The sequence below is a fragment of the Alistipes sp. genome (genome assembly GCF_048465635.1).
In the GTDB taxonomy this organism is placed as follows: domain Bacteria; phylum Bacteroidota; class Bacteroidia; order Bacteroidales; family Rikenellaceae; genus Alistipes.
The window spans coordinates 18,623-44,043 of the sequence record NZ_DBFWLF010000013.1 but is presented as its reverse complement, the minus strand read 5'-3'; the positions used below and the strand labels follow the sequence as shown (position 1 = coordinate 44,043).

The window sequence follows — 25,421 nt, the reverse complement described above, 5'->3', positions numbered from 1 at the left end:
TAACCAGCGATTAATATTGAAACGGATTTAAATCGATTTAGAAAAATTATGACCTTTCTTACCCTTATTTTCGGTCTGCTAAGCGGTTCGCTGCTCTCTGTGCTGGTGGGCATCATCGGCAGTCACCGGCGCATCGGCTTCGGCTGGTCCTTTCTTATTAGTCTGATTCTGACGCCCGTTGTCGGGCTGATCGTGGTGCTGTTGTCCGAGCAGCTGCCGGGCGAAGACCGCCGCTGGGGCTGCGTCGGAACGCTGCTGGCCGTGCTGGGACTGATATTCCTGGCGATCTTCCTCGTCCTCCTGTTGGCGGGCGGTGCGGCGATCGCGGCGCTCTGATCAGCGGTAGCGTTTCTCCAGTTCGGCGATCATCGCTTCGATGCGCTCCGAGTTGTGACTGAAAAAGTCCGCATTGAATGCGTGCGGAATGGCGGAAATCCATCCCTGCATGGAATTGGTAGCGAGTAGTTCGACGAATGTGTCTTTCAATTCACCGTAGCCGAAAAGGTTCCCGGGACCCATCGTGAACGGCAACAGCGCCTCCGACCGTTGCTTGTAATAGAGGTCCATGGAATTGTCAAACGCCTTGATTACGTTATAGGTACGTAACAATTCGATGACGATGCGTTTATCCGTTATCTCGGCGGCGATGCCCGTGGTTTTGAACATTTCCAACGCATCGGTTAGAAAACGGAACGGCTTTCCCATACCGTTGGTAAGACGCCGCCAATATACCTCCATCGTGTCGGCCGGCAATCCCTTTAGCGAAAAATTTCTTTCCCGCATCAGTCGTGCAATCCTTTTTTCGTCTGTGTAGAGCCATTCATAGTCGTGGATTACCCCTACATTATTACGCAATTCGAGCGCCACTAACTGCATGGCCTGCCGCACCTCGCGCTGCTTGGACGAGGCGGTGATCAGCGACGAGAGCCACAGGGTCAGCAGCACGCCGCCCGTAACGATCGAGAACTGCCGAACGTATTCGCCGATATTCCACTTCTTCAACTGCTTTTTGAAGGATCTCTTCATGGTTCCCGGGTCAGAAGATGTCGTAAATCACAATCCCCGCCGCGGCCGAGAGGACGATCAGCAGGATGGGGTTCACCTTGCGCCACGAGCCGACGAGCACCCCGCCGAAGAGCACCCAGCTCCAGGCGTCGATGAAGTTCTGATCGCCCGGAGCGTCGCTGTGGGGGAAGATCAGCAGCAGCGCCGCGGCGGCGATCATGCCAATCACCACGGGGCGCATGCCCAGCATGGCCCCCTCGACCAGCCGGTTGTGCTGGAGACGCATAAAGAAGCGTGCCACGAGGATCATCAGCGTCAGCGAGGGGAGGCATACGGCGAAGGTGGCCACAATCGAGCCGACGATGCCGCACCAGGCGTGCCCCGCCTGCAGGCCGACCGTATAGCCCACGTAGGTGGCCGAGTTGATGGCGATGGGGCCGGGCGTGATCTGCGAGATGGCCACAATGTCGGCGAACTGGGCATTTGTCATCCACTGATGCTGCACGACCACCTCGTTCTGGATGAGCGAGAGCATGGCGTAGCCGCCGCCGAACCCGAAGAATCCGATCTTGAGGTAGCTGATGAAGAGTTGCCAGAGCAGGTACATGGTCAGTCGTTTTGAGGTTTTGCGCCGCTCCCCGGCTTTTTAGGCAGCAGGCGGACGATCCATAACTCCCAGACGATGCCCAGCCCGGCTGCGGCCACCAGCACGTAGATCGGCGACAGGCCCCAGCGCCAGATCGCCAGCGCCGAGAGCGCAATCACGGCGTACAGCGTCCAGTGCAGTCCGCGCGCCAGCGAGAGCACCGGGCCGATGATCAGCGCCACGACCGCCGGACGCATCCCCTTGAACGCCGCGTCGACCACCGGATTGTGACGGATGTCGGCGAAGAAGAGCGCGATGGCGAGGATGATGACGAACGAGGGCAGCACCGTACCCAGCAGGGCCGCCGCAGCGCCCTTCAGGCCGCGGATCTTGTAGCCCACGAAGACCGACGTGTTGACCGCGATGGGGCCGGGAACCGACTGCGCAAGGGTCAGCAGGTCCAGAAACTCCTTCTGTGCGATCCACTTGCGTTTGACGATCAGCTCCTGCTCGATGAGCGGCAGCATGGCGTAGCCGCCCCCGAAGGTGAAGAGGCCGATCTTGAAAAACGAGATGAAGATGGTGCGAAGCCGCTGCATGGTGCGTGTCGGTTAAGGTTGATTGAGGACGGAGACCATGACCGTTGCGGCGACCGCCGCAGTCTCGGTGCGCAGCCGCTGGGGGCCGAGGGTGATCTCCTCGAAGCCGTGGGCGAGGGCGAAGTCGATCTCCGCGGGTGAGAAATCACCCTCCGGGCCGATCAGCACGAGGGCCGCTTCGCCCGGCTGCAACGTTCGGGCCAGATGCTCCTTCCCCGTCGCGCTCCGCGCCGCGTCGCAGTGGGCGATCAGTTTGCGCCCTTCGAACGGCATCGCCGCCGCCTCGCGCAGCGGGGTGAGCGGATGCAGCACGGGGCGGTACGCCTTGAGCGACTGTTTGAGGGCCGCGGTGATGACCTTGTCGCCCCGCTCGGGCTTGAACGTGCGCCGCTCGCTGTGTTCGCTCTCGAGCGGGATGATCTCGCTGACGCCCACCTCGGTGGCCTTTTCCAGAAACCACTCGAAGCGGTCGGCGTTCTTGGTCGGGGCCACGGCCATCACCAGCCGGTAGGGGAGCTTCTCCCACGCGCGCTCGACGCGCTCGACGCGCACCGTGCAGCGGCGCGGATCGGCCGTTTCGATGCGGCAATAAAATAAATTGCCCCGTCCGTCGGTTATATGCAGGGAATCTCCCTCCCCGAGGCGCAGCACGCGGATGCAGTGCTTCGACTCCTCCTCCCCGAGCGTATGCCGGGGCGGGGTCAGATCGGGAGCGTAAAAGAGTTGCATACCGGTAATTATTTATTAACTTTGCACTTGACTTGCCGCGGCGTCGGCCCGCAGCCGTAACGCGGACAAAGTTACATAAAAAAATACGAACCCCATGAAACGAACCGTTGGTTTATTGTCTACACTTGTTTTGCTTATGACCCTCTCTTCGTGCGGCTCCGACCGCAAAAGCGGAGAAAATCCCTTCTTCTCGGAGTGGGACACGCCCTACGGTGTGCCGCCCTTCGACCGTATCCGGCCGGAACACTACCTGCCGGCTTTCGAGCGCGCCATGTCGCTGCACGAGGCCGAGATCGACGCCATCACCTCGAACAACGACGAACCGACTTTCGAGAACGTCATTCTCGCCTACGACAACTCGGGACAGATGCTCGCGCAGGTGTCGCTCGTCTTCGGCATGTTGTGCGACGCGGACACCAACGAGCAGATGCAGGCCCTGCAGGAGCAGGTGATGCCCCTGCTGGCGGCCCATGCGGACAAAATCCGGCTCAACGAAAAGCTCTTCGAAAAGGTGAAGCGGGTCTACGACAACCGCGCCGCGGAGGAGCTGGACGCCGAGCAGACGCGCCTGCTGCAGAAGACCTACGACAGTTTCGTGCGCGCCGGAGCGCTGCTCGACGGGGAGCAGAAAGCCCGCCTGAAAGCGATCAATGAGGAGTTGTCGCTGGCCGCCGTGAAGTTCGGCAACAACATCCTGGCCGAGAACAACGCCTATGTGCTCTTTCTGGGTGCGGACGAGCTGGACGGCTTGCCGTCGGGCGTCCGCGACCAGGCCCGCGAAAAGGCGCAGGAGCTGGGCAAGAAGGACAGTTTCGCTTTCACGCTCCATAAGCCGAGCCTGATTCCTTTCCTGACCTACTCCTCGAAGCGCGAGCTGCGCGAGAAACTCTACAAGGCCTACCTCAACCGCGGCAACAACGATAACGAGTACGACAACAAGCAGCTCATCAACGACTTCATCCGCCTGCGCACGGAGAAGGCCCACCTTTTGGGCTATCCCTCTTACGCCGCTTACGTCGTGGCCGACGAGATGGCCCGTACGCCCGAAGCCGTGTACGGCCTGCTGGACGAGATCTGGACCCCTGCGCTGGAGCGTGCCAAGGGCGAGCTGGCGGAGATGGAACCGCTCTTCCGCAAAGACGTGCCCGACGGGGAGTTCGAGTCGTGGGACTGGTGGTACTACGCCGAGAAGCTGCGCAAGCAGAACTATGCGCTCGACGAGGAGATGCTGCGTCCCTACTTCGCGCTGGAGAACGTGCAGGGCGGCATCTTCTTCCTGGCCAACCGCCTCTACGGCATCACGTTCCGCCCCGTCTCCGTGCCGCTCTACCACCCCGAGGCGACGGCCTACGAGGTGCTCGATGCCGACGAATCGCACCTGGGGGTCCTCTATTTCGACTTCTTCCCGCGCGCCGGAAAGGGGCAGGGGGCGTGGTGCGGCAACTACGTCGAACAGACCTACAAGGACGGTGAGCGCGTGGCTCCCGTGGTGTCGATCGTCGCCAACTTCACGCGTCCGACCACGGGTACGCCTGCGCTGCTGACGCTCGACGAGGCCGAAACGCTCTTCCACGAGTTCGGCCACGCGCTGCACTTCCTCTTCCACGACGTGAAGTACCGCGGTCTGACGGAGGTCGAGGGCGATTTCGTGGAGCTGCCGTCGCAGGTGATGGAGAACTGGGCGTTCGAACCCGAAATGCTCAAGCACTACGCCGTGCACTACCGCACGGGCGAGGTGATTCCCCAGCATCTGGTCGACAAGCTGCGCCGCAGCGCGCTCTTCAACCAGGGCTTCGCCACCACGGAGCTGATCGCCGCGTCGCTCTCCGACATGGACATCCACTCGATCACCGAGTACGAGCCGTTCGACCCGATGGCTTTCGAGCGCAACGCGCTGAGCGAACGCCGCGGGCTGATTCCGCAGATCGAACCGCGCTACCGCTACCCCTATTTCGCCCACATCTTCAACGGTGGCTACTCGGCGGGCTACTACTTCTATACGTGGGCCGAGGTGCTGGACAAGGACGCTTTCGAGGCGTTCCGCGAGAGCGGCGACCTGTTCAACCGCAAGGTCGCCGGCGACTTCCGCCGCAAACTGCTCGCCCGCGGCGGCTCGGAGGACGGCATGTCGCTCTACCGCGCTTTCCGCGGCAAGGAGCCCGACAAGCGGGCGATGCTCCGCAGCCGCGGCCTCTGGAACGGTCCCGACGAGGACGCGGCCGAAGAGGCGCAGTCCGGGGTGGAGACGCAGCCCGGCGCACCCGACGGCCCGGAGAACGCGCCCGCCGACGCGAAGGAGCTGACCCCCATTCAGGCCGTCCGGGAGCAATGACCCTCCCCGACGCCGACCCGAAATTCGATGAAGAAACCAAAAACCGCATAAGAATGAAAAAAGCACTGCTCATCATGACTTTCTCCGCCCTTGCGGCAGGGTGCGCCGACAACGCGATTCCCAAGGCGCAGCTGCCCGAACTGGATCTTTCCAATCCGCTGCTGGCGCAGTGGGATACGCCCTATCAGACCCCTCCGTTCTCGAAGATCGAGCTTTCGCACTACGAGCCGGCGTTCGATGCCGCGATCGCCTGCTCGCGCGCCGAGATCGAGGCCATCGTCTCGAACCCGGCCAAGCCCACCTTCGGCAACACGATCGTGGCGCTGGAGCGGCAGGGCGAACTGCTCGGCCGCATCGAAGGCATCTTCTATAACCTGCTGGAAGCCGATACGTCGGACGAGATGCAGGCCATCGCCCAGCGCGTGCAGCCCAAGCTGACCGAGCTGGCGAACGACATTTCGCTCAACCCCGCGCTCTTCGCCCGCGTGAAGGCCGTCTACGAACATCCGGGACGCCTCGACAAGGAGGACAAAAAGCTGCTGGAAGATACCTACAAGAGCTTTGCGCGGCAGGGTGCGGCGCTCTCGGACGCGGACAAGGAGCTTTACCGCAAGTACACCTCCGAGCTGTCGTCGCTGACGCTCCAGTTCGGACAAAACGCGCTGGCGGCCACCAACGCCTTCACGCTCAACATCACCGATCCGAAGGTGGTGGCCGAGCTGCCCGCCTTCGTGAAGGAGGGGCTGGCGGCCGACGCCAAAGCGCGCGGCGAGAAGGGGTGGACTGTCACGCTGCAGGCTCCGAGCTACGTGCCTTTCATGACCTATTCGTCGAACCGGGCGCTCAAGGAGAAGCTGTGGCGCGCCTCCAACTCGCGCTCGCTGGGCGGCGAGTTCGACAATACGGCCATCATTAAGCAGATCGCCAACACTCGGCTGAAGATCGCCAACCTGCTGGGATACAAGTGCTATGCCGATTACGTGCTGGAGGAGCGCATGGCCGAGAACACGGCCACGGTGAACGCATTCCTCAAGGAGCTGCTCGACGAGACCAAGCAGTACGCCGACCGCGACTACCGGACGGTGAACGGGTATGCCGCCTCGAAAGGGTTCAAGGGCGATCTGATGCCGTGGGACTGGGCCTATTACAGCCAGAAATACCGCGACGAGAAATATGCGTTGAACGACGAGGTGGTCAAGCCCTATCTGGAGCTGGAGAACGTCAAGAAAGGCGTCTTCCTGCTGGCCAACAAGCTCTACGGGCTCAATTTCACACCCAACGACAAGATCGAGGTCTACCACCCCGACGTGACGGCTTACGACGTGACCGATGCCGACGGGCGCTTCATGGCGGTGCTCTACCTCGATTTCTTCCCGCGCGAATCGAAACGTTCGGGGGCGTGGATGACCGAGTTCCGCGGTACGAAGATCGTCGACAAGAAGGAGACCCGTCCGCTGGTTTCGCTGGTGATGAACTTCACCAAGCCTACGGAGACGACTCCTTCGCTGCTTACGTTCGACGAGTTCAATACCTTCCTGCATGAGTTTGGACACTCGCTGCACGGTATGCTCGCCGAGGGCCGCTACGAATCGCTCAACGGCACGAACGTCTACCGCGATTTCGTGGAGCTGCCGTCGCAGGTGATGGAGAACTGGGCCACCGAGAAGGAGTACCTCGACCTGTGGGCCAAGCACTACCAAACGGGCGAGCCGATCCCGGCGGAGATCGTCGACCGTATCGTCGCGGCGCAGAACTACCTGGCGGCCTATCTGAACGTGCGCCAGCTCTCGTTCGGCATGACCGACATGGCGTGGCATACGCTCACCGAGCCTTTCGAGGGCGATGTCGAGCAGTTCGAGGTGGCTTCGATGGCTCCCACGCAGGTGATGCCCGTGGTTGCGGGTACGGCGATGGCCCCCTCGTTTGGACACATCTTCTCGGGCGGGTACGCCGCCGGCTACTACGGCTACAAGTGGGCCGAGGTGCTGGCCGCCGACGCGTTCTCGCTCTTCAAGGAGAAGGGGATCTTCGACCGGGAGGCCGCTGCGGCGTTCCGCGGGAACGTCCTCTCTAAGGGCGGCACGGAGCATCCGATGGAGCTTTACGTGCGGTTCCGCGGCCACAAGCCCGAGACCAAGGCGCTCATCGACAAGATGGGGTTGACCGAATAGGGAAACTCTTTCAGTATAGGAATCGGACGACCCATGCGGGCCGTCCGATTTTTTGCGGTGAGGTGGATAGCAATCAAAAAAAGAGGCCCTGTCATAAGGACCTCTTTTTCAGTTGAGCTACCAGGATTCGAACCTGGAATAACAGGACCAGAATCTGTTGTGTTACCATTACACCATAGCTCAATGCGTTTTGGTGATGCAAAAGTAGAACTTTATTTTTCAACTGCAAAGAAAATTAGCGAAAAAATTTCTATATTTGCTTTAATCATTCCGAAGCATAAGCCGGACCGAAATATAAACCGACCTAAAATCAGAACGTTATGGGAATCAAGTTTCGCCTGATCGTCATGAACTTCCTCCAGTACGCCGTCTGGGGCGCCTGGCTGATCTCGCTGGGAGCCTACCTGGGCGGCGGCCTCGACTTCACGGGGCTGCAAATCGGCAGTTTCTTCGCCACGATGGGCATCGCCTCGCTGTTCATGCCCGCCGTGATGGGCATCATCGCCGACCGCTGGATTCCGGCGCAGAAGCTGCTGGGATTGTGCCACCTCATCAGCGGTGCGTTTCTGGTCGCGGCCGCCTCGCAGACGACCTATGCACCGCTCTATACGTGCATGCTGCTGAGCGTGATGTTCTACATGCCGACCATCGCCCTCTCCAATTCGGTGGCCTACAACGCTCTCGATCTGGCGAAGCTGGACGCCGTGAAACACTTCCCGCCCATCCGCGTGTGGGGAACCGTGGGCTTCATCGCGGCCATGTGGTTCGTAGACCTGACCCATATCGGCGGCGTGCAGATCAAGCTCACCGCCGGACAGTTGTACGTCTCGGCGCTGCTCTCGTTCCTTTTGGCCGTCTACTCGTTCACGCTGCCCGGGTGCCCCGTCGACCGGAGCGTGAAGAAACAGTCGTGGATCGACACGCTCGGGCTGCGCGCCTTCACCCTCTTCAAGGAGCGCCGCATGGCCGTCTTCTTCGTCTTCTCGATGCTCCTGGGCGCAGCGCTTCAGATCACCAACGCCTTCGGCGACAGTTATATCCAGAGCTTCGGCTCGATTCCGCAGTACGCCGATTCGGCCATTGTCAAACACTCGGTGATCCTGCTTTCGCTCTCGCAGATGTCCGAGACGCTGTGCATCCTGCTGATTCCCTTCTTCCTCCGCCGTTTCGGCATCAAGCGGGTGATGATGATCTCGATGCTGGCGTGGGTGCTCCGCTTCGGCTTCTTCGGCATCGGCAACCCCGGTTCCGGCGCGGCGTTCCTCGTGCTTTCGATGATCGTCTACGGCGTGGCGTTCGACTTCTTCAACATTTCGGGCTCGCTCTTCGTCGAAAAGGAGACCAGCCGCGAGATCCGCTCCTCGGCGCAGGGCGTCTTCATGATCATGACCAACGGGTTCGGCGCGTTCTTCGGCTCGTACGCCGCCGGTGCGGTGGTCGACGCCTACGGTTGGCCCGATTCGTGGTTCATCTTCTCGGGTTACGCGCTGCTGGTAGCGGTGGTCTTCGCCTTCGCGTTCCGTTACAAGCACAATCCGGCCGAGATGGCCGACGTGAAGCACTGAGAGCCACGCAATTTATGACACTCCCCGCTTCGGCGGGGATTTTTGTCCGTTTGTACAATTAATCCGGCGGCCGATGCCGCCCTGCGTCTATGGAAAAAGAGTATGCGATCCGGATCGCCGACAACTGCATCCGCTGCGGCCGCTGCGTGAAGGTGTGTCCGTCGAAAATTTTCGTGCAGGAGGAGCCTCGCGGTCCCGTCTCGCTGCACCATCCCCAGAACTGCATCGTCTGCGGCCATTGCGTCGCCGCCTGTCCGGTCGATGCGGTCGTCCACGAAGCCTTCCCGCCCGAGCGGGTGCATGCCGCCGACTATGCGGCGCTGCCGACGCCCGAACAACTGGAGCTGCTGCTGGCCGTGCGGCGTTCGAACCGTGTGCTGACGCAGCGGCCCGTGCCGCAGGAGATGCTCGACCGGATCATCGCCGCCGCCGACCGCGCCCCGACGGCCACCAATGCCCGGCAGTTGGGCTATACGCTCGTTACGGAACCGGCCGCGCTGCGCCTCATCAGCGAATACACGCTCAGGGTCTTCGGGCGAATCGTGCGCCGGCTCGACAATCCGATCATCCGGCCGCTGCTGCGCCGCGTCGCGCCGGGCATCTACCGTTACGTGCCCGTCTTTAAGAGCATGCAGCGCGATTATGCGGCTGGTAAGGACCGCATTCTGCGCGGTGCGACGGCCGTTCTGCTGATTCATGCGCCGGAAGAGAGCCGCTTCGGGGCCGAGGACGCCAACCTGGCCTACCAGAATGCGTCGCTGATGGCCGAGGCGCTCGGCGTAAGCCAGATATATATGGGTTTCGTGCTGACCGCCGTGCGGCAGGACAAGGGCCGGAGGCTGAACGAGCTGTTGGGGCTTCGCGGCCGCCGCATCTGCGCGGTGATGGCGCTCGGCATGCCGGAGTTCCGCTACCCGAAATACATCGACCGCGATGCGCCGACCGTGATGCGGCGGTAAGGGTGAAAGAGACGGAGGATTCGATATCCTCCGTCTCTTTTTACGGGGCCAGGTTCCGGACCCCCTCCCCTCCGGACTACTTCTCGCAGGTGATCGTGTAGCTCTGGATATAGAGCGAATTGGTCGATGCCGTAATTACAGCCGTGACCGTCTCTGCGGCGCCTACCGTGTAGGGCGTAACCGTGGGCGTTATATCGACCCATGCCGTGCCGTACTTGCCGCCCGGCCAGTTGTTGAAGGTGGTCTTGGCTGCGACCGAAGCGATCGTCGTCGTGCCGGCCGTAATATCCAGGCCGCCGGCTCCCTTGCTTGCGTTGGAGTGCATGTTCAGCGTGATGCCGGTGATCGTGCAGCCCTCGTAACCGCTCAGGGTCAGGGTGGCGGAGTTGCCGCTGGTCAGCTGCTGTTTGGTCGTGTACGTCTGCTTGTAGGCGGCCGACGTGTTGGGCGGGGCAGTCCCGCTGACGGTAACGGCCGAGGTGCTCGATACCGTATAGGTCACCTCGTAGGTCGTGACGCCGCCGATCTCCGGCTGGGTGACCGTGACGGTTTGTGCAGGCGCATCGGCATAGGTGAAGGTAATCGTGCCGGTGCGTTTCGCGCCCGTGTCGTTGGCATCGACCACGTAGGAGACTTCGCCCGGGGTGTCGGTGTCGAACGTATTGATCCACGTGGCATCGCCGGCGTCGGCCGTGACGGAGGCTCCTGTCACGGGGTTCTCGATCTCGTAAGTGGTGGTGAGAAGATCCCCTTCGGGTGCTGCGGTAACGGATGTTCCGCTGGTGATGGTCAGCTTGGCGGGCAGCGGAATGTTGTGCCCGGCCACGACCTGGAAGAGGGTGAGGTAGCCGCGTGTACCGGTTATATCCACCCGGACTTTTGATTTGGCGGTCTGGGCCGGGAATTCGAAGGCGTAGTACTTGTAGTCGGTCGTCAGCGCGGCGGTTTGCGGCTCGGCTTCCCCGGCGGTGACTTTCACGGACGACTTGTCGGGTTTGGTTGCCGTACCGTAGTCCTTCGCTTTCACGATCACCGTAAAGGGCTGGGAGAGGTCCAGTTCGGTAGTGGTGAAGTAACCGCGGGCCGAACCCGTGCCGAATTTAAGGGCGGGTGTCTCCGGATAGGTGCTGGCCGTAGCCGAATAGAGGGCCGTGCCGTCCTTCGACGGGTAGTCCTCGAGCGAAAGGACCGTCGTGCTGGAGGTCGTAACCCACGAAAAGTCATCGTCGAAGGGCAGCGCAAGACCGGTGGCGACCGCGGTGATATTCGCGTCCGTCAGACCGACGTTGAGCGTGGTGACCTTGCCGGGCAGCAGATCGACGGGCTGGGCGAGGGTGATCGTGCGGCTGATGTTGTAGCCCTCCGTCGTAGCTTCGACGCTGAGCGTCGAACCTGCCGGAAGCACGCGCGGGAAGACCCCGAGGTAGCTTCCCGAGAGGCCGTCGACGGCGTACTGCGTGGCTGCGGTATGGGTCGCGGTGACCTTGTTCGACTGTCCGTAGTAGGGATCGAGCAGCATGCCGGTGACCAGATTGAGCGTCACGCGTCCGGCCAGATAGTTCTGCCCGTCGGTTGCGATCGAGAGCGTGGAGACGTGCTGACCGCTGAGCAGACCGCCCGTCGAATTGTCCTTGAGCACCACTTTGACGATAGCGCCCATGCGTTTGAACTGGAGGCTGCCCACCACCGTGCCGTCGGCAGCCATCGTCAGCGGCTTTCCGATCAGCAGGTCGGCCCGTCCGTCGAACGAGGTGGCCGTCGGGTTCTGGTTGGCGGGAATGTCCACGCGGGCCCCGGCGTTGTCGCCCGTGCCGCTGATGCCCAGCTCCGAATAGGGGTAATAGGTGTAGATGGTCGAGCCGACGCTTGTCGTGCCCGTGAAGGTGGTGATCTGCGCCCGCTCGGTGGCGTCGTTGGTGAAAGCGTAGTTGGTGGACGTGCCGTCGGTGCTTACGCCGATGCGGTCGCCGACGGACCAGTAGGGGGTCGTGCCCTCCATCTCGGTGCGGGTTCCTTGCGGCCGGACAGAAGGTCCGATTTCGGGATTGCCGGCACGCAGCGTCAGACGGACGCCGGGGGCTTCGGAGGTGTAATCTTCCGTATTGTCGTTCGAACAGGCGGTGAAGGCCGTTGCAGCTACTGCAAGCAGCACTCCCAGGCGAATGAGGGATTTCATAGGATCTTCGGCTTAAAGTTCGTAATCGTTACCCGGTTCGAGGTAGTCGCCGGCTCCTCCTTCGTTGCCGTATGTGCCTCCGCTGCCCTGGAAGCCCTGTTCGACGGTGATCAGCAACGTTTCAAGCGTCGGGGCGGAATAGTCGGTTTCCCCCCCCCTTGTCGGTTTGATGGGAATTACGTTCATATCTCGGTGTTTTAAGGTTGTTTCCGGTTTACCCAAAGTTAGCAAAAAAATTACCGGATTCGATCAAAAAACGAGGATATTTTTAATTCCGCCCCTAAAGTATACGAAAGCGCCCTTCCGGACGGCGGTGCGGCCGGGCGGGGAAAACGCCGTGCCGCAGCCCCGAAACGCAGCACGGCGGCGAAAAGATTCGGGCCGGGGCGGAAAGGAGATGTGCAAAACCGCTGTTCCGATAAGGGAGCGGCGGTCAAAAAGATTCGGGGAAAGGATGGAACCGGGGAGGGACCGATCAGTACATGTTGTCGTACATCGACTGGTTCTTGTCGTACTTCAGGTCGGAGAGCGAGGCGGCCTTGACGCCGATGTTGAAGCTCCACGAACGGTGGTAGCCGAACGGAATCCACGAGAAGGACATTTGCCAGCAGTGCAGGTCGCGCGAGATGGAGACCGATGAGGTGGTCAGCTTGTTCTTCATGATGTCGTAGCCGCCCTGGAACGTGATGCCGGTCTTGGGGGTGAGGTTGATCGAACCGTTGAATCCGACGGTCTGCGTGACGTTCTTGCGGTAGCCCGTCGTGCCGTTGTTGGTGTAGCTGATTGAGTAGTTGACCGTGTAGTTGAAGCCGAAGTTCCACGGCAGCGAAAAGTCGTAATAGGTCTGCGACATGTATTGCCGCCTGAGCACGGGGTCCATGTGCCCGTAGGGGTCGTAGAACGGATTCATGTACTCGGGCGGAATGCTCGTGATGTCGTTGACGGCCGATTCCGAGCGGTCCTCGCGCGATTTGAACGTGTAGCCGAAAGACCAGCCCGTCGAGACGATGCGGCCCGGGAAGAAGAGCTTGTTGTAGCGCACGCCCTGCGGGGTGACGCGGTAGGGGTCGAGCGTGGCCGAGAGGTTGATGCCGAAATTGCCGAAGATCGTGGTGCGGAACGAGATGGGGATGGTCGACAGCTTCATCGAGTCGGCCAGGAAGTTGTACGACCCGCTGATGCGCAGTTCGTCGATCAGCTTGATCTTCTTCACGCCCGAGGTGTCGCGTTTGGAGAGCACCTTCATTTCGAGGTTCTGCGACAGCGAGAAGTTCATCGACATCTGCCGCCCGGACGAGGGGACGCCGTAGGCGTTGACCGCATAGGGCGAATAGGTGGTAGTGCGGCCCGTGGAATCGGTCTGGCGGGTCTTGTAGTAACCGTATTTCTGGTCGCTGAAATCGGGGGCGTAGGAGAAGCCGATGGAGGGGGTGAGCGTGTGGCGGATCGCCTGGATCTTCCGGTCGCGGCGCTTCTTCGTAAAGTCGTACATGCCGTAGACGGTCGTCGAGGCCGAAACGCTCATGTTATAGTTGTAGAGGCGGTAGAAGCCGTACTGCGAGGGCAGCGTGTCGGTGCGGTTGGTCACGGGGTTCCACTCGAATTCGACCTTCTTGAAGTACCACTTCTCGTTGTAGTTGAACGACGGCGAGACGTTGATGTAGTTGAACAGGTTGAACGACGCCGAGACGGGCAGCGAGTGTTCGATGCCGTTCTTCATGTTTTCGAGCGTCTTCCGGGAGAAAATCTCCGATTCGGTGGTGGTCACCGAGTTGGTCATCTTGGCCGTGTACTGCATCGAAATCTTCTCGTACCAGCGGTCTTTGCCCGTCTTCTCCTTGCGTTTGAAGGGGTAGAAGCGCGAGACGTTGAAGACGATGGTGGGCAGCGTCAGCGAGATCGACTGGTTCTGCGAGTTCTGCGACACGGCCATGTTGGCCGAGAGCGAGAAGGGGGTTCCGGTCCAGTTCTTCGAGTAGGAGATCGTCGAGTTGGTCTGCGTGGCCAGAATGTCGTTGAGGTTGGTGGCCGAGTAGCGGCTGTAACCGCTCGTGGCGAAGTTCACCGAGGCCGAAAAGGTCGAACCGGGGTTGGCCTTGGGGTCCTGCGAGTGGGTCCACTGCAGGCGGAAGTTGCTCTGCTTGATGTAGTCGGGTTCGCCCTTCTCGCCCGTCTTGACGTTCGAGTACTCCATGTTGAAGCTGCCGCTGTACTTGTAGCGCTTGATGTAGCGCGAGGCGGCCGACGCTTCCCACGAACCGAGCGTGTAGAAGCCGCCGCGCAGCGCCAGGTCGGCGTATTCGCCCAGCGTGAAGTAGTAACCCATGTCGCGCAGGTAGAAGCCCTTGGTGTACTCCTCGCCGTAGGTGGGCATCAGCAGACCCGACTTGGGACCCATGTTGATCGGGAAGAACCCTTCGGGAATCCCCAGGAAGTAGATCGGCACGTCCTCCATGACCAGGTAGGCCGGACCCGTGACCACCTTTTTGCCGGGGATCACCTTGGCTTTGGTCATCGCCAGGTAGAAGTGCGGGTGATCGGTCTCGTCGCAGGTGGTGTATTTGCCGTTCTGGATGTTGATCGTGTTGTCGGGCATCTTCTTCACGCTGCCGCCCACCAGCCAGCCGTCGCCCTGCTGCGTGGCCACGCCCTTGATCTTGGCCTTCTTCGAATCGAGGTTGTAGGTGATCGTATCCATCTGGTAGGTGGCTTCACCCTCGGTAAATTCGGGTTTGGTGACGATCGCCTTGCCCTCCAGCGAATCGGGCTTGCCGTATGCGTAGATCATCTTGTCGTTCATGTTGATCCGCATGTAGTCGGCCTTGAGGTTGCTGTTCTGGTACGTCACGTCGCCCTCGTTGTAGATGTAGACCATCTTGTTGCGCACGTCGTAAACCAGCGAGTCGGTGTTCTTGCCCGAGATCGGGTCGTCGAGGAATGCGCCCGGCTCGCGGGGCTGCTTCACCGTGTCGCGCTGGAGGGTGTCGGTCCCGGCAAGCGAATCGGCCTTGCGTTCGAGCGAATCGGTCTTCAGCGCGACGAGCGAGTCGACCTGCGCGCTGAACAGCGAGTCGCGCTCCTCTTGAGAGAGGGCGTTGAAAGCCGCGTTGCGGCGGGCGCGTTCGCGCTGGTCGCGGGCCTGCTGGCGGCGTTCGCGGCGGGTGAGGGGGGCGGTGCGGGCGGAATCGGCCGTATTCGCTTCGGAGACGGCCGGGCTGTCCGGACGGGTGTCAAGGGTCGGCGGCTGCGGCGCACCGCTGCCCAGCACGAGCTGGGCGGCGAGCAGGATGACCGCCCCCGAAAGGAGATATTTTACCCTTGATCTGTCCAAAATCCCAAAAATTTTCCGTACCTTTGCCGACGCGTCGGCAAAAACGCCGAAAACGGCCCCCTGACAGCTTCCCGGGGCGTTTTTCAGGCCCGACAAAGATAGCTAAAAAATTGTAGAAACATACATCCGGCCGGATTAAAATCATGCGCACACGACTCTTGCTAGCACTCGCTTTCGCGGCTGCGTTCGTTTGGACGAACGCGGCGTCCGCAGGGAATATTGTGCACGGGGTGAGCGTGGTGGTGATCGACGCCGGACACGGGGGCAACGATCCCGGTGCGCACTATGCGGGCATCTATGAGAAGGACCTCACGCTCAAACTGGCGCTGCGGCTGGGCAGGCTGATCGAGCAGGAGATGCCCGGGGTGAAGGTGGTCTATACGCGCACGACCGACAAGGCGCTGGCGGCGACGAAGAAGGCCGACCTGAAAGCGCGGGCCGACGTGGCGAACAAGGCCGGCGGCGACCTCTTCATTTCGATCCACGTCAACGCCTCGACCTCGAAGGCGGCGCGGGGCGTCGAGACGCTGGTCATGGGCGAAACCCCGCTGGAACAGAACTACAACAGCAATGCGCTCTTCGAGAACAACCGCGACGATCTGATCGACATGTCCGACGAGCGGACGGCGGCCATCGTCAGGGCCTATATTCAGAACCTCCAGTTCACCTACGGCGAGTACAGCCTGACGCTGGCCCACTGCATCCAGAACAGCTATCAGAAGGACAAGCGCTTTTCGCGCGGGGTGAAGCAGCAGCCGCTGATGGTGCTCTACGCCACCGACATGCCGGGTGTGCTGACGGAGGTGGGTTTCCTCTCCAATCCCGCGGAGGCGGCCTACCTCAAGTCGGAGAAGGGGCAGAACGAGATCGTACGCGGCCTGCTGCGGGCCGTCAAGGAGTACTCGGTGCGCCTGTCGCAACTGCGCGGCGAGGTGGAGGCGGGCGGTGCTGTGGCGGAGGGTTTCTCGACGGAGGGGAGCACCTCGAACGCTGAAAAGCCGGATACGCAGGCGGACGGTGCAAAGGCGGAGGAGAAGGAGCCGGCCGCGAAAGGTGAGCCGGTTGCGGCGGACAAGCCGCTGCGTTATACGGTGCAGGTGCTGGCCTCGTCCGAGACCGTGCCGCTGCGCTCGTCGCGTTTCAAGAGTTACCGCGGCAAGGTGAAGCAGTACTCCGCCGCGGGGAAACTTCGTTACAAATACTGCGTGGGCGAGTTCGAAACCGCGGCCGCCGCCCAGCGGAAGGCGCGCGAGGTGCGCAAGGTCTTCCCCGATGCCTTCGTGGTGAAGTGCCGGGGTACGCAAATTGTAAAATAATCGACAGCATATGAAAAGGGAGGTAAAGATCGGCATATTCGCCGTGGCGATGATCGGCGCGGCCTGGGCCGGCATCCGCTTTCTGAAGGGGTTCGACATCTTCAGCCGCAACAGCGTCTACTATGCCGCCTACGACCAGATCAACGGCGTGCAGAACGCCTCGCCCATCATGATGAAGGGGGTGAAGATCGGTTCGGTGACGGGCCTCGAGTTCGATCCGGCGCGCAGCGACAAGGTGGTGCTGCGCTTCACGATCAAGCGCGACTACCCCATTCCGAGCGATTCGGAAGCCAAGATTTTCAGCAACGGACTGATGGGCGCCAAGGCCATCGAGATCACCTACGGGAAGGCGACCACCTTCCTCGAGCCGGGCGATACGCTCCGCTCGAGCCGCGACCGCGATCTGATGGACGTGGCCGGCTCGGAGCTGGACTTCTTCAAGCAGAAATTCTCGCAGGTCACCGCCGACCTGTCGCGCACGCTCGACAACCTGAACCGTCTGATGGAGACCAACGAGAGCAGCATCACCGGAACGCTGCGCCATTTGAACTCGCTGACGGGCGACATGGCCTCGGTGCTCGACGCCGAAAAGCAGAACCTGCGCGCGGCGATCGGAAGCCTCACGGAGTTCTCCGAGATGCTCGGGGCCAATTCCGGGAGAGTGGAGAGCATCATCGGCAACCTCGACGAGGTTTCGTCGCAGCTCTCCGAGGAGCAGGTGGCCCGCAAGATCGCCGAGGCGGTGGGCAACCTGAACGACCTTTTGGCGCGCATCGAGCAGGGCGACGGCACGCTGGGCAAGCTGCTCGGCGATCCGGCCCTCTACAACTCGCTCGACCGGGCGACCGCGAACCTTGCGGCGCTGCTCGCCGACGTGAAAGAGTATCCGGGCCGCTACGTGCACTTCTCGCTCTTCGGCCGCGATCCGGAGAAGATGAAGGAGAGGGCCGACCGACGGGCCGCCAAAGCGGCCGAAAAGGCCGAACGCGACTCGCTGCGGCAATTGCGCAACGCGGAAGAATAGTTGTTGCGCCTCTATATCGCAATCGCAGGGGCGGGACGCTGCCTGCGGAGTGCACGCGTATGCGGGCCTCCGCGCCCGGAGGCTGCGGCCGGCGCGGCTTAAGAGCCGTAGACAAAACGATTTAACGCTCGGCGACGATGCGGTCTGCGCGGTTCCGGGAGAGCTGCAAAACCGGATATGAAAGGGATAAGCTGCGTACCCGAGGTTCTCCGCCTCTCCCGGGGGACAATTGTAGACGCGGCTTCCCGACGCGAGGTCCTGCGGTCGGGAGCGTGGCTTCCGTCGATACAAACCTTGACTGTCCGGTGCAAAAGAGAGTATCCAATAATTTTAACACCTATTTCAACCCGTGATCTATCCGGCCTCTTTCGAGCAAAAGATCGGTTTCGACCGGCTCCGCGAGCAGGTCGCAGCCCGCTGTACGATGCGTGCATCCCGCGAACGGCTCGCCGGGGAGGGGTTCACCTCCTCCGCGCACGAGATCCAGCGGCGGTTGTCGCTCGCCGACGAGATGCGCCTGCTGCTCGACATGGAGCACGACTTTCCTGGCGGCGAATACCCCGACGTGGACCAAATCGTGGCTAAACTGCGCGTGGCCGGTTCGTTCCTCGACGTGGATGAGGTCGTGACCTTGCAGCGGGCGCTGGCGACCCTCGGCGGCATCGTCTCGTTCATCCTCAACCGGCGGGAGCGTTATCCGGCCCTCTACGACCGCACGCACGGCGTGGAGGCGTTCCCCGGCATCGTGCAGCGCATCGACGCGCTCGTTGACCGCTTCGGCAACGTGCGCGACAACGCATCGCCCGAGCTTATGCAGCTGCGCCGCGCCATCCGCGAACGCGAGGGGCAGGCCGCCAAGCGGCTGCAGCAGGTGCTCGCCGCGGCCAAGAGCGCCGGGATTGTCGACGCCGACGCCCAGCTCTCGGTGCGCGACGGCAAGCCGGTGATTCCCGTTTCGGCGGCCAACAAACGCAAAATCAACGGGTTCATCCACGACGAATCGGCCACGGGCCGCACGTTCTACGTTGAGCCGGTGGAGGTGGTGGAGCTGAACAACGAACTGCGCGAGCTGCAATATGCAGAGCGGCGCGAGATCGTCCGCATCCTCACCGCTTTTACCGAAGAGATCCGCCCCGATGCGGAGCTGATCGCCGCTTCGGGCGACTACCTCGCGGACATCGACCTGCTGCGTGCCAAGGGGCGGTGGGCCTCGGAGAACGGCTGCGTGAAGCCCATCCTCTCGACCGACGGGCGGCTGGTGCTCCGCAATGCCCGCCATCCGCTGCTGCAACAGACCCTGCGCTCCGCCGGGCGGGAGATCGTGCCGCTGGAGATGCAGCTCGACCCGCGCAGGCGCATCCTCGTAATCTCGGGCCCCAATGCGGGCGGCAAGTCGGTCTGTCTGAAGACCACCGGGCTGGTGCAGTACATGTTCCAGTGCGGCTTCCCGGTTCCGGCGTCGGAAATCTCGGAGCTGCCCGTCTTCGAAAGCCTCTTCATCGACATCGGCGACGAACAGTCGATCGACGACGATCTGTCGACCTACTCGTCGCACCTTCAGAACATGAAGAACATGCTCGCGGGGGCGTCGGAGCGGACGCTGGTGCTGATCGACGAGTTCGGGTCGGGAACCGAGCCGATTATCGGCGGGGCCATCGCCGAGGCGATTCTCGAACGGCTGCTCGAACGGGGGTGCTACGGGGTGATAACGACCCACTATGCCAATATCAAGTATTTCGCATCGAACAACGACGGGGTCGCCAACGGGGCGATGCTCTTCGACGTGCAGCAGATCCGCCCCCTGTTCCGGTTGGAGCAGGGCAAGCCGGGCAGCTCGTTCGCCGTCGAGATCGCACGCAAGATCGGTCTGCCGGAGGAGATCATCCGCCGCGCGGGCGAGAAGGCCGGCAGCGACCATATCAACATCGAGAAACAGCTGCGCGAGATCGCCCGCGACAAACGCTACTGGGAGCAGAAGCGCGACCGCATCCGCCTGACGGACCGCAAGGTCGAGGAGCTGGAGCAGAACTATGCCGAGCAGCTGGCCAAAATCCGCACCGAGCGGCAGGAGATTCTGAAAAAGGCGCGCCAGGAGGCGCAGCAGCTGATCGCCGACGCCAACCGTCAGATCGAGAACACGATCAAGACCATCCGCGAAGCGCAGGCCGAACGGGAGCTTACGCGCCTGGCGCGCCGCGAGCTGGACGACTTCCGCGAACGGCAGGTCGAGACGGCCGACACGGCCGACCGCGACGCCGATGTGGCGCGCGAGATCGAGCGGATCGAACGGCGCCGGCAGCGCCGGGCCGAACGCAAAGCGCAGCAGGGGGCGGCCGCTGCGGAGGAACCTGCGGAAGTTCCCGCACCGCGCGAGGTGGAGGCCGGGTCGAAGGTGCGCATGGCGGGGCAGGATGCCGTCGGAGTGGTGCAGTCGGTCAAGGGACGCAGGGCGCAGGTGGCGTTCGGCCAGATACTCACCACGGTCGACAAGGAGCGGCTAACGGTCGTGTCGAACAACGAATACCGCGAGGCGACGCGCCCGCAGACGGCCCGGACGGTCGTCGCGGCGGATATTTCGGCCCGCAAACTCCGCTTCCGCGACCATATCGACGTGCGCGGCATGCGCGCTGCCGAGGCGCTCGACGCTGTGCAGGACTTCATCGACGATGCGCTGATGGTGGGCGTGGGTTCGGTCACGATCCTCCACGGCAAGGGGACCGGGGCGTTGAAAGAGGAGTTACGCCGCTACCTGAGGACCGTGCCCGAGGTGGCGAGCGCCGTCGACGAGCATGCCGACCGGGGCGGGGCGGGGATTACGATCGTCACGTTCGCGTAGGGGTTCCGATGGTGGGCTGCCCGGGGAGGGCGCAGCCCGCGGAAGGACGCGATCAAGTGGGCCTCCACTGCCGGGAGAGTGCGGATCGCATGGCGCGATCTAAGGAAGAGCATCAAGAATGACGCGCTTCACTATACTCGGGCGCAGCCTGCGGAGGACGCGTTCAGCGGGCCTTCGCGGGGCGAGGCTGCGGCCCGCCGACCTAAAGGTCGAAAACAGGATGAAGTAAATTCGGCACACGTGGCAGGATTGAGCCGCAGAACCGAGAGCAGGTGGAAAATCGTACCTGAGGTTCTTCGCCCCTCCCTGAGGGAGGGGTCGGGGTGGGGTCGGATTTGTAGACGCGGCGGAACGCCGCGAGTAAGAGCGGTCGTCGCCACATTTGCAGGATGTGGTCGGTTGACCGACGGATTGAACCTATTTTCTCTTCTCCCTCCCTGAGGGAGGGTCGGGGTGGGGTCGGATTTGTAGACGCGGCGGAACTTCCCGAGCGAAACCGCCCCGAGCAGAATATGAAGATTAATTTATCGACGAGTTACAGATAACATCATGACCTATCTACTTTCCCGAATCGCCGAGCTGGTCGGCGGGGTGTTTACGGGCTGCGACCGGACGGTCCGCGCGGTGGTCACCGACAGCCGTTCGCTGACGTGCGAACTGGGCGCCGAGCCGCTGTTCGTGGCCATGTGCGGCGCGAACCACGATTCGCACGGGTTCGTACGGCAGATGTACGACCGCGGCGTGAGGGCCTTTTTGGTGGAGTGTCCCGTTGAAGAGCTGCCCGGATGCGGTTACGTGCGCGTCGCCAATGCCATCGAGGCGTTGCAGCGGCTGGCGGCGCACTACCGTGCACAGTTTGGCGGCACGGTGGTCGGTATCACGGGTTCGAACGGCAAGACGGTCATCAAGGAGTGGATCGCCGAGGAGCTGCCCGCCGGGGTGAAGTTCTACCGCTCGCCCAAAAGCTACAATTCGCAGTTAGGTGTGCCGCTCTCGGTGCTGATGCTCGAGGGAGACGAGCAGCTGGCCATCTTCGAGGCGGGTATTTCGCGCCCAGGTGAGATGGAGCGGCTGGAGCGGATCATCCGTCCCGACGTGGTGATCTTCACCTCGCTGGGCGATGCGCATCAGGAGAATTTCCTGAGCCTGGAGCAGAAGTGCGACGAGAAGATGAGGCTGGCGCAAGGCGCACGCAAGATCATCTACCACAGTTTTTACGAACCGTTGGGACGCATGGTGGCCGAGCGGTTCGCTGCCCGTAAACCCGTCGATGCCGCCCTCTTTCCGGAGGCTCCTGCGGCAGTGGTCGGCAATGCCGCGTCTCGCCGCAACGCACAGATCGTCGAGGCGTTCTGCGCCGTGATGGGTTATCCCGCTCCGGCGTTCGCCCAGGCTCCGGCGGTAGCCATGCGGCTGGAGGTCAAGGACGGCATCTACGATTCGGTGATTGTCAACGACGCCTACAACCTCGATCTGAATTCGCTGGCGCTGGCGCTCGACTACCTGCACAACGTGGCGCTGGCGCGCAAGCGGACGCTGGTGCTCTCCGACATGGCGCAGAGCGGCCTTTCGGACGACGAACTTTACGCCCGCGTGGCGGGCATGGTCGCCCGGGCGGGCGTGGACACGCTGGTCGGCGTGGGACCCCGACTGCGCCGGTACTCCACGCTGTTCGGCTGCGAAAAGGAGTTTTACGCCTCGACCGACGAGTGCATCGCACGCATCGGCCGCGGCGCGGTGGCGGGGCGCGCCGTACTGCTGAAAGGGGCGCGCGATTTCCGCTTCGAAAAGCTGGCGCACGCCCTTTCGCGCAAGAGCCATACGACGGTGCTGGAGGTGGACCTCGATGCGATGATCCACAACCTCAATTACTTCCGGTCGAAACTGCATGCCGGAACGAAGCTCGTGGCGATGGTCAAGGCCGCATCGTACGGGGCGGGCGATTTCGAGGTGGCGCAGATGCTCCAGCATCAGGGCGTGGATTACCTGGCCGTGGCGTTCGCCGACGAGGGAGTATTGCTGCGCGAGCGGGGCATCACGATGCCGGTCGTGGTGCTCAACGCCGATGCGGACAGCTTCGAGGTGATGATCGCCAACCGGCTGGAACCCGAAATTTACAGCCTCCGGTCGCTCGGGGACTTTGCCGCGGCGGTCGATCATGCCGGGGAGACGCGCTACCCGATCCATGTGAAACTCGATACGGGCATGCACCGGCTGGGCTTTATGGAGCACGAGATCGGAAGCCTGTGCGATGCGCTCGCCCGCACGCCGCAGGTGAAGGTCGCCTCGGTCTTCTCGCACCTCAACTGCTCGGACATGCCCGGGGAGGACGGCTATACACGTGCGCAGATCGCACGGTTCGACCGGATGAGCAGCGCGGTTGCGGCCTCGCTGCCGTACGGTGTGCTGCGCCATACGGCCAATTCGGCGGCCATCGACCGTTTTCCCGAAGCGCAGTTCGACATGTGCCGGTTGGGGCTTGGGCTTTACGGCTTCGGCTTCGAGCACAACGACGGCCTGCGTCCGGTCTCGGCGCTCCGGACGCGGATCGTGCAGATCAAGCACCTCCAGGCGGGCGAGACGGTGGGTTACGGCCGTGCGGGGAAGATCGCGCGGCCGACCGTGACGGCGACCATCCCCATCGGGTATGCCGACGGACTGGACCGCCATCTGGGCTGCGGTCGCTGGTCGGTGCTGGTAGCCGGACGGCCCGCACCGATCGTGGGGCGCATCTGCATGGACAGCTGCATGATCGACATTACGGGGATCGAGGACGTCGGGGAGGGCGACGAGGTGTCGGTCTTCTCCGCCGTGCCGGGCAACGACCTGGAGACGATGGCCCGCGTGCTCGACACGATCCCTTACGAGATCATGACCTCCGTTTCGGCACGTGTCAAACGGATCTACCTGAAGGAGTAAGACGGGGCTGTCGGAAGACGATCGGGGCGTGCCGCCGATGTTAAGGATGCGGACGCCTTCGGAGGACTGCTTTTGCGGGCCTCCGTGCCGGGAGGTTGCGGCCCTCGCGGCTCGGAAAACTGCAAAAAACCGGTTAAAGTATTGTAGCGGTTCATCGCAAATACTTTTGCGTAATGAGTGAGGTGCAATATGGTTAGGCAGGGCAGCAGCCTGCGGAGGACACGCGGAAAGCGGGCCTCCGCAGGCTGCTGCCCGCCGACCTAAAGGTCGAAGTCAGAATTGCAGACGCGGCGGTACGCCGCGAGGTTCGGCGACAGGAAACGTGTTGAAGTCGATCCGACCGACGACCATCCGGTGCGGCTATCAACCGTCCCGTACGAAACAGAAACAACTTGATAAACATGCATACCGAACAGAATAAAGGAACGCTTTACCTGATTCCCTGCCCGATTTCGGACGAAACGGCGGTGTGGGATGTGCTGCCTGCGGTCAACCGGGCCGTGCTGGACGCGTTGGACTACTTCATCGTGGAGAATACGCGTACGGCGCGGCGCTTCCTCTCGAAAGCGGGCATCGCCCGGCCGATCGGGGAGCTGGAGTTCCGCGAGCTGAACGAGCACACCCGCTCGGGGGTGGGCATCGAGGAACTGATCGCGCCGCTGCTCGCGGGGCGGTCGGCCGGGGTGATCTCCGAGGCGGGCGTTCCGGGCGTGGCCGATCCGGGGGCGCTGGCCGTGGAGGCGTGCCACCGGCACGGTATCCGCGTCGTGCCGCTCGTGGGTCCCTCGTCGATCATTCTGGCGGTGATGGCCGCGGGGCTGAACGGACAGTCGTTCGCCTTCAACGGCTACCTGCCCGTCAAGCCGCCCGAGCGTGTCAAGGCGATCCGCTTCTTCGAGCGGCGGGCCCGCACCGAGGGGCAGTCGCAGCTCTTCATCGAGGCTCCTTACCGCAACGACAAGTTGCTGGAGCAGCTCGTGCAGACACTCGCCCCCGAAACGCGGCTGGCCGTGGCGATGGACCTGACCGCCCCCGGTGAGTTCATCCGCATGCGGACCGTCGCCGAGTGGCGCCGGGAACCGCTGCCCGCGATGAACAAGCGCCCGGCGATCTTCGTGATCGGCTGACACGGCGCGGGGCCGCACCGGGGGCTTGGTATGCAATTTGAACAAACAGAGGTGGAAAACAGGAAAAACCATACGATATGAAAAAGAAAAATGCTTATAACGAGGCAGTTGCCGGTGACGAGGGTTTCATTTCGGGAGAGGGTTATCCCTCTTGCGAAGGGGAACCTTGTGCCAATATGGCAGACAAGACGTCCGCCGACGCTGACACGATGGCAGGCGAGGACGGTCCGCTGGATAAACCGGCGGATGTGGTCGATGCCGAGGCACGCGGGGAGCACGCCCGATCCGAGGGCGAATCGGGCGGGGATGCGCTCGCCGCAGCGGTAGCCGAGTGGCAGGACAAGTACCTGCGCCTGCAGGCCGAGTTCGACAACTACCGCAAGCGGACGCTGCGCGAGAAGATGGACCTGGTGCAGTCCGGCGGCCGCGACGTGCTGCTGGCCATGCTGCCCGTGCGCGACGACGTGCAGCGCGCGGTGGCAGCCATGGAGAAGAGCAACGATTTGGAGGCTCTGCGCGACGGGGTGCTGCTGATCGCCAAGAAATTCACGGAAACGCTCCGCCAGAAAGGCGTGACCGAGATCGAGGTCAACGGCAAGGAGTTCGATCCCGACGTGTCGGAGGCCGTTGCGCGCTTCGCCGCCGGCGACGAGCTGAAGGGCCGGGTCGTGGACACCGTGCAGAGCGGTTATATGCTGGGCGACAAGGTGCTGCGGTTTGCAAAAGTTGTTGTAGGAGAGTAAAGC

Annotated in this window: 18 protein-coding genes and 1 tRNA gene; 11 read left to right on the top strand and 8 right to left on the bottom strand. The window is 62.3% G+C overall.

All coding sequences use genetic code 11. The features are described from left to right. The first annotated feature begins 48 nt into the window (after positions 1–48). Positions 49–336: a hypothetical protein gene (locus ACMO9O_RS05120; protein ID WP_418982610.1), complete on the top strand. Its 288-nt coding sequence runs from the start codon at positions 49–51 to the stop codon at positions 334–336. On the opposite strand, the gene ACMO9O_RS05115 is transcribed toward ACMO9O_RS05120, so the two are convergent. Genes ACMO9O_RS05115 through ACMO9O_RS05100 form a run of 4 tightly spaced genes read right to left on the bottom strand, consistent with a single transcriptional unit; the run spans position 337 to position 2,919 of the window. Beyond that, the gene (locus ACMO9O_RS05115) at positions 337–1,026 is read right to left on the bottom strand and encodes a hypothetical protein (protein WP_418982608.1); all 690 of its coding nucleotides are present in this window, start codon (positions 1,024–1,026) and stop codon (positions 337–339) included. A gap of 10 nt (positions 1,027–1,036) precedes the next feature. Beyond that, positions 1,037–1,612 (bottom strand): chromate transporter, encoded by a 576-nt coding sequence (locus tag ACMO9O_RS05110; protein ID WP_418982607.1) that lies wholly within the window; start codon positions 1,610–1,612, stop codon positions 1,037–1,039. Positions 1,613–1,614: 2 nt separating this feature from the next. After that, on the bottom strand, positions 1,615–2,190 hold the full coding sequence (locus ACMO9O_RS05105) for a chromate transporter (RefSeq protein WP_418982606.1): 576 nt from the start codon (positions 2,188–2,190) through the stop codon (positions 1,615–1,617). A gap of 12 nt (positions 2,191–2,202) precedes the next feature. After that, positions 2,203–2,919: a 16S rRNA (uracil(1498)-N(3))-methyltransferase gene (locus ACMO9O_RS05100; RefSeq protein WP_418982604.1), complete on the bottom strand. Its 717-nt coding sequence runs from the start codon at positions 2,917–2,919 to the stop codon at positions 2,203–2,205. 94 nt (positions 2,920–3,013) lie between these two features. Between ACMO9O_RS05100 and ACMO9O_RS05095 the strand changes: the two genes are divergently transcribed. Together ACMO9O_RS05095 and ACMO9O_RS05090 are read left to right on the top strand one after the other, a co-directional pair. Further along, positions 3,014–5,251, top strand: coding sequence for a M3 family metallopeptidase (locus ACMO9O_RS05095; protein WP_418982603.1), 2,238 nt, complete (start codon positions 3,014–3,016; stop codon positions 5,249–5,251). A 53-nt stretch (positions 5,252–5,304) separates the two neighbouring features. Then, on the top strand, positions 5,305–7,422 hold the full coding sequence (locus ACMO9O_RS05090) for a M3 family metallopeptidase (protein WP_418982601.1): 2,118 nt from the start codon (positions 5,305–5,307) through the stop codon (positions 7,420–7,422). A 112-nt stretch (positions 7,423–7,534) separates the two neighbouring features. Here the strand turns inward: ACMO9O_RS05090 and ACMO9O_RS05085 are convergent. Next, positions 7,535–7,605 (bottom strand) — tRNA-Gln (locus tag ACMO9O_RS05085). Between the two features lie 137 nt (positions 7,606–7,742). On the opposite strand from ACMO9O_RS05085, the gene ACMO9O_RS05080 reads away from it, so the two are divergent. Both ACMO9O_RS05080 and ACMO9O_RS05075 read left to right on the top strand, forming a co-directional pair. Beyond that, a complete protein-coding gene (locus ACMO9O_RS05080) occupies positions 7,743–8,987 on the top strand; it encodes a nucleoside permease (RefSeq protein WP_418982599.1) in 1,245 nt (414 codons plus the stop codon). Positions 8,988–9,076: 89 nt separating this feature from the next. Continuing rightward, positions 9,077–9,946: a nitroreductase family protein gene (locus tag ACMO9O_RS05075; RefSeq protein ID WP_418982598.1), complete on the top strand. Its 870-nt coding sequence runs from the start codon at positions 9,077–9,079 to the stop codon at positions 9,944–9,946. Positions 9,947–10,022: 76 nt separating this feature from the next. Here ACMO9O_RS05075 and ACMO9O_RS05070 read toward each other — a convergent pair whose 3' ends face one another. The 3 genes from ACMO9O_RS05070 to ACMO9O_RS05060 all read right to left on the bottom strand — a co-directional run bounded on the left by ACMO9O_RS05070 (position 10,023) and on the right by ACMO9O_RS05060 (position 15,453). Continuing rightward, positions 10,023–12,122: a BACON domain-containing protein gene (locus ACMO9O_RS05070; protein WP_418982597.1), complete on the bottom strand. Its 2,100-nt coding sequence runs from the start codon at positions 12,120–12,122 to the stop codon at positions 10,023–10,025. A gap of 12 nt (positions 12,123–12,134) precedes the next feature. Then, positions 12,135–12,308 (bottom strand): hypothetical protein, encoded by a 174-nt coding sequence (locus ACMO9O_RS05065; protein WP_418982596.1) that lies wholly within the window; start codon positions 12,306–12,308, stop codon positions 12,135–12,137. A 289-nt stretch (positions 12,309–12,597) separates the two neighbouring features. After that, positions 12,598–15,453: a putative LPS assembly protein LptD gene (locus tag ACMO9O_RS05060; protein WP_418982595.1), complete on the bottom strand. Its 2,856-nt coding sequence runs from the start codon at positions 15,451–15,453 to the stop codon at positions 12,598–12,600. A gap of 143 nt (positions 15,454–15,596) precedes the next feature. On the opposite strand from ACMO9O_RS05060, the gene ACMO9O_RS05055 reads away from it, so the two are divergent. The 6 genes from ACMO9O_RS05055 (at position 15,597) to ACMO9O_RS05030 (ending at position 25,418) form a co-directional block, all read left to right on the top strand. Then, positions 15,597–16,769, top strand: coding sequence for an N-acetylmuramoyl-L-alanine amidase family protein (locus tag ACMO9O_RS05055; protein WP_418982594.1), 1,173 nt, complete (start codon positions 15,597–15,599; stop codon positions 16,767–16,769). Between the two features lie 10 nt (positions 16,770–16,779). Next, complete coding sequence (locus tag ACMO9O_RS05050) at positions 16,780–17,793, top strand: MlaD family protein (protein WP_418982593.1); 1,014 nt, start codon at positions 16,780–16,782, stop codon at positions 17,791–17,793. Between the two features lie 349 nt (positions 17,794–18,142). Next, positions 18,143–20,629: an endonuclease MutS2 gene (locus ACMO9O_RS05045; protein WP_418982592.1), complete on the top strand. Its 2,487-nt coding sequence runs from the start codon at positions 18,143–18,145 to the stop codon at positions 20,627–20,629. Between the two features lie 549 nt (positions 20,630–21,178). After that, positions 21,179–23,548, top strand: a complete 2,370-nt coding sequence (gene alr, locus ACMO9O_RS05040) for an alanine racemase (protein WP_418982590.1) — start codon at positions 21,179–21,181, stop codon at positions 23,546–23,548. Between the two features lie 401 nt (positions 23,549–23,949). Then, positions 23,950–24,675, top strand: coding sequence for an SAM-dependent methyltransferase (locus tag ACMO9O_RS05035; protein WP_418982589.1), 726 nt, complete (start codon positions 23,950–23,952; stop codon positions 24,673–24,675). 77 nt (positions 24,676–24,752) lie between these two features. After that, positions 24,753–25,418 (top strand): nucleotide exchange factor GrpE, encoded by a 666-nt coding sequence (locus ACMO9O_RS05030; protein ID WP_418982587.1) that lies wholly within the window; start codon positions 24,753–24,755, stop codon positions 25,416–25,418. The last annotated feature ends 3 nt before the right edge of the window (positions 25,419–25,421 follow it).

Bases quoted from the DNA above. Each gene is read 5' to 3' on its own strand.
- ACMO9O_RS05120 (WP_418982610.1), top strand. From the start codon at position 49: ATGACCTTTCTTACCCTTATTTTCGGTCTGCTAAGCGGTTCGCTGCTC.
- ACMO9O_RS05115 (WP_418982608.1), bottom strand. From the start codon at position 1,026: ATGAAGAGATCCTTCAAAAAGCAGTTGAAGAAGTGGAATATCGGCGAA.
- ACMO9O_RS05110 (WP_418982607.1), bottom strand. From the start codon at position 1,612: ATGTACCTGCTCTGGCAACTCTTCATCAGCTACCTCAAGATCGGATTC.
- ACMO9O_RS05105 (WP_418982606.1), bottom strand. From the start codon at position 2,190: ATGCAGCGGCTTCGCACCATCTTCATCTCGTTTTTCAAGATCGGCCTC.
- ACMO9O_RS05100 (WP_418982604.1), bottom strand. From the start codon at position 2,919: ATGCAACTCTTTTACGCTCCCGATCTGACCCCGCCCCGGCATACGCTC.
- ACMO9O_RS05095 (WP_418982603.1), top strand. From the start codon at position 3,014: ATGAAACGAACCGTTGGTTTATTGTCTACACTTGTTTTGCTTATGACC.
- ACMO9O_RS05090 (WP_418982601.1), top strand. From the start codon at position 5,305: ATGAAAAAAGCACTGCTCATCATGACTTTCTCCGCCCTTGCGGCAGGG.
- ACMO9O_RS05080 (WP_418982599.1), top strand. From the start codon at position 7,743: ATGGGAATCAAGTTTCGCCTGATCGTCATGAACTTCCTCCAGTACGCC.
- ACMO9O_RS05075 (WP_418982598.1), top strand. From the start codon at position 9,077: ATGGAAAAAGAGTATGCGATCCGGATCGCCGACAACTGCATCCGCTGC.
- ACMO9O_RS05070 (WP_418982597.1), bottom strand. From the start codon at position 12,122: ATGAAATCCCTCATTCGCCTGGGAGTGCTGCTTGCAGTAGCTGCAACG.
- ACMO9O_RS05065 (WP_418982596.1), bottom strand. From the start codon at position 12,308: ATGAACGTAATTCCCATCAAACCGACAAGGGGGGGGGAAACCGACTAT.
- ACMO9O_RS05055 (WP_418982594.1), top strand. From the start codon at position 15,597: ATGCGCACACGACTCTTGCTAGCACTCGCTTTCGCGGCTGCGTTCGTT.
- ACMO9O_RS05050 (WP_418982593.1), top strand. From the start codon at position 16,780: ATGAAAAGGGAGGTAAAGATCGGCATATTCGCCGTGGCGATGATCGGC.
- alr (WP_418982590.1), top strand. From the start codon at position 21,179: ATGACCTATCTACTTTCCCGAATCGCCGAGCTGGTCGGCGGGGTGTTT.
- ACMO9O_RS05035 (WP_418982589.1), top strand. From the start codon at position 23,950: ATGCATACCGAACAGAATAAAGGAACGCTTTACCTGATTCCCTGCCCG.
- ACMO9O_RS05030 (WP_418982587.1), top strand. From the start codon at position 24,753: ATGAAAAAGAAAAATGCTTATAACGAGGCAGTTGCCGGTGACGAGGGT.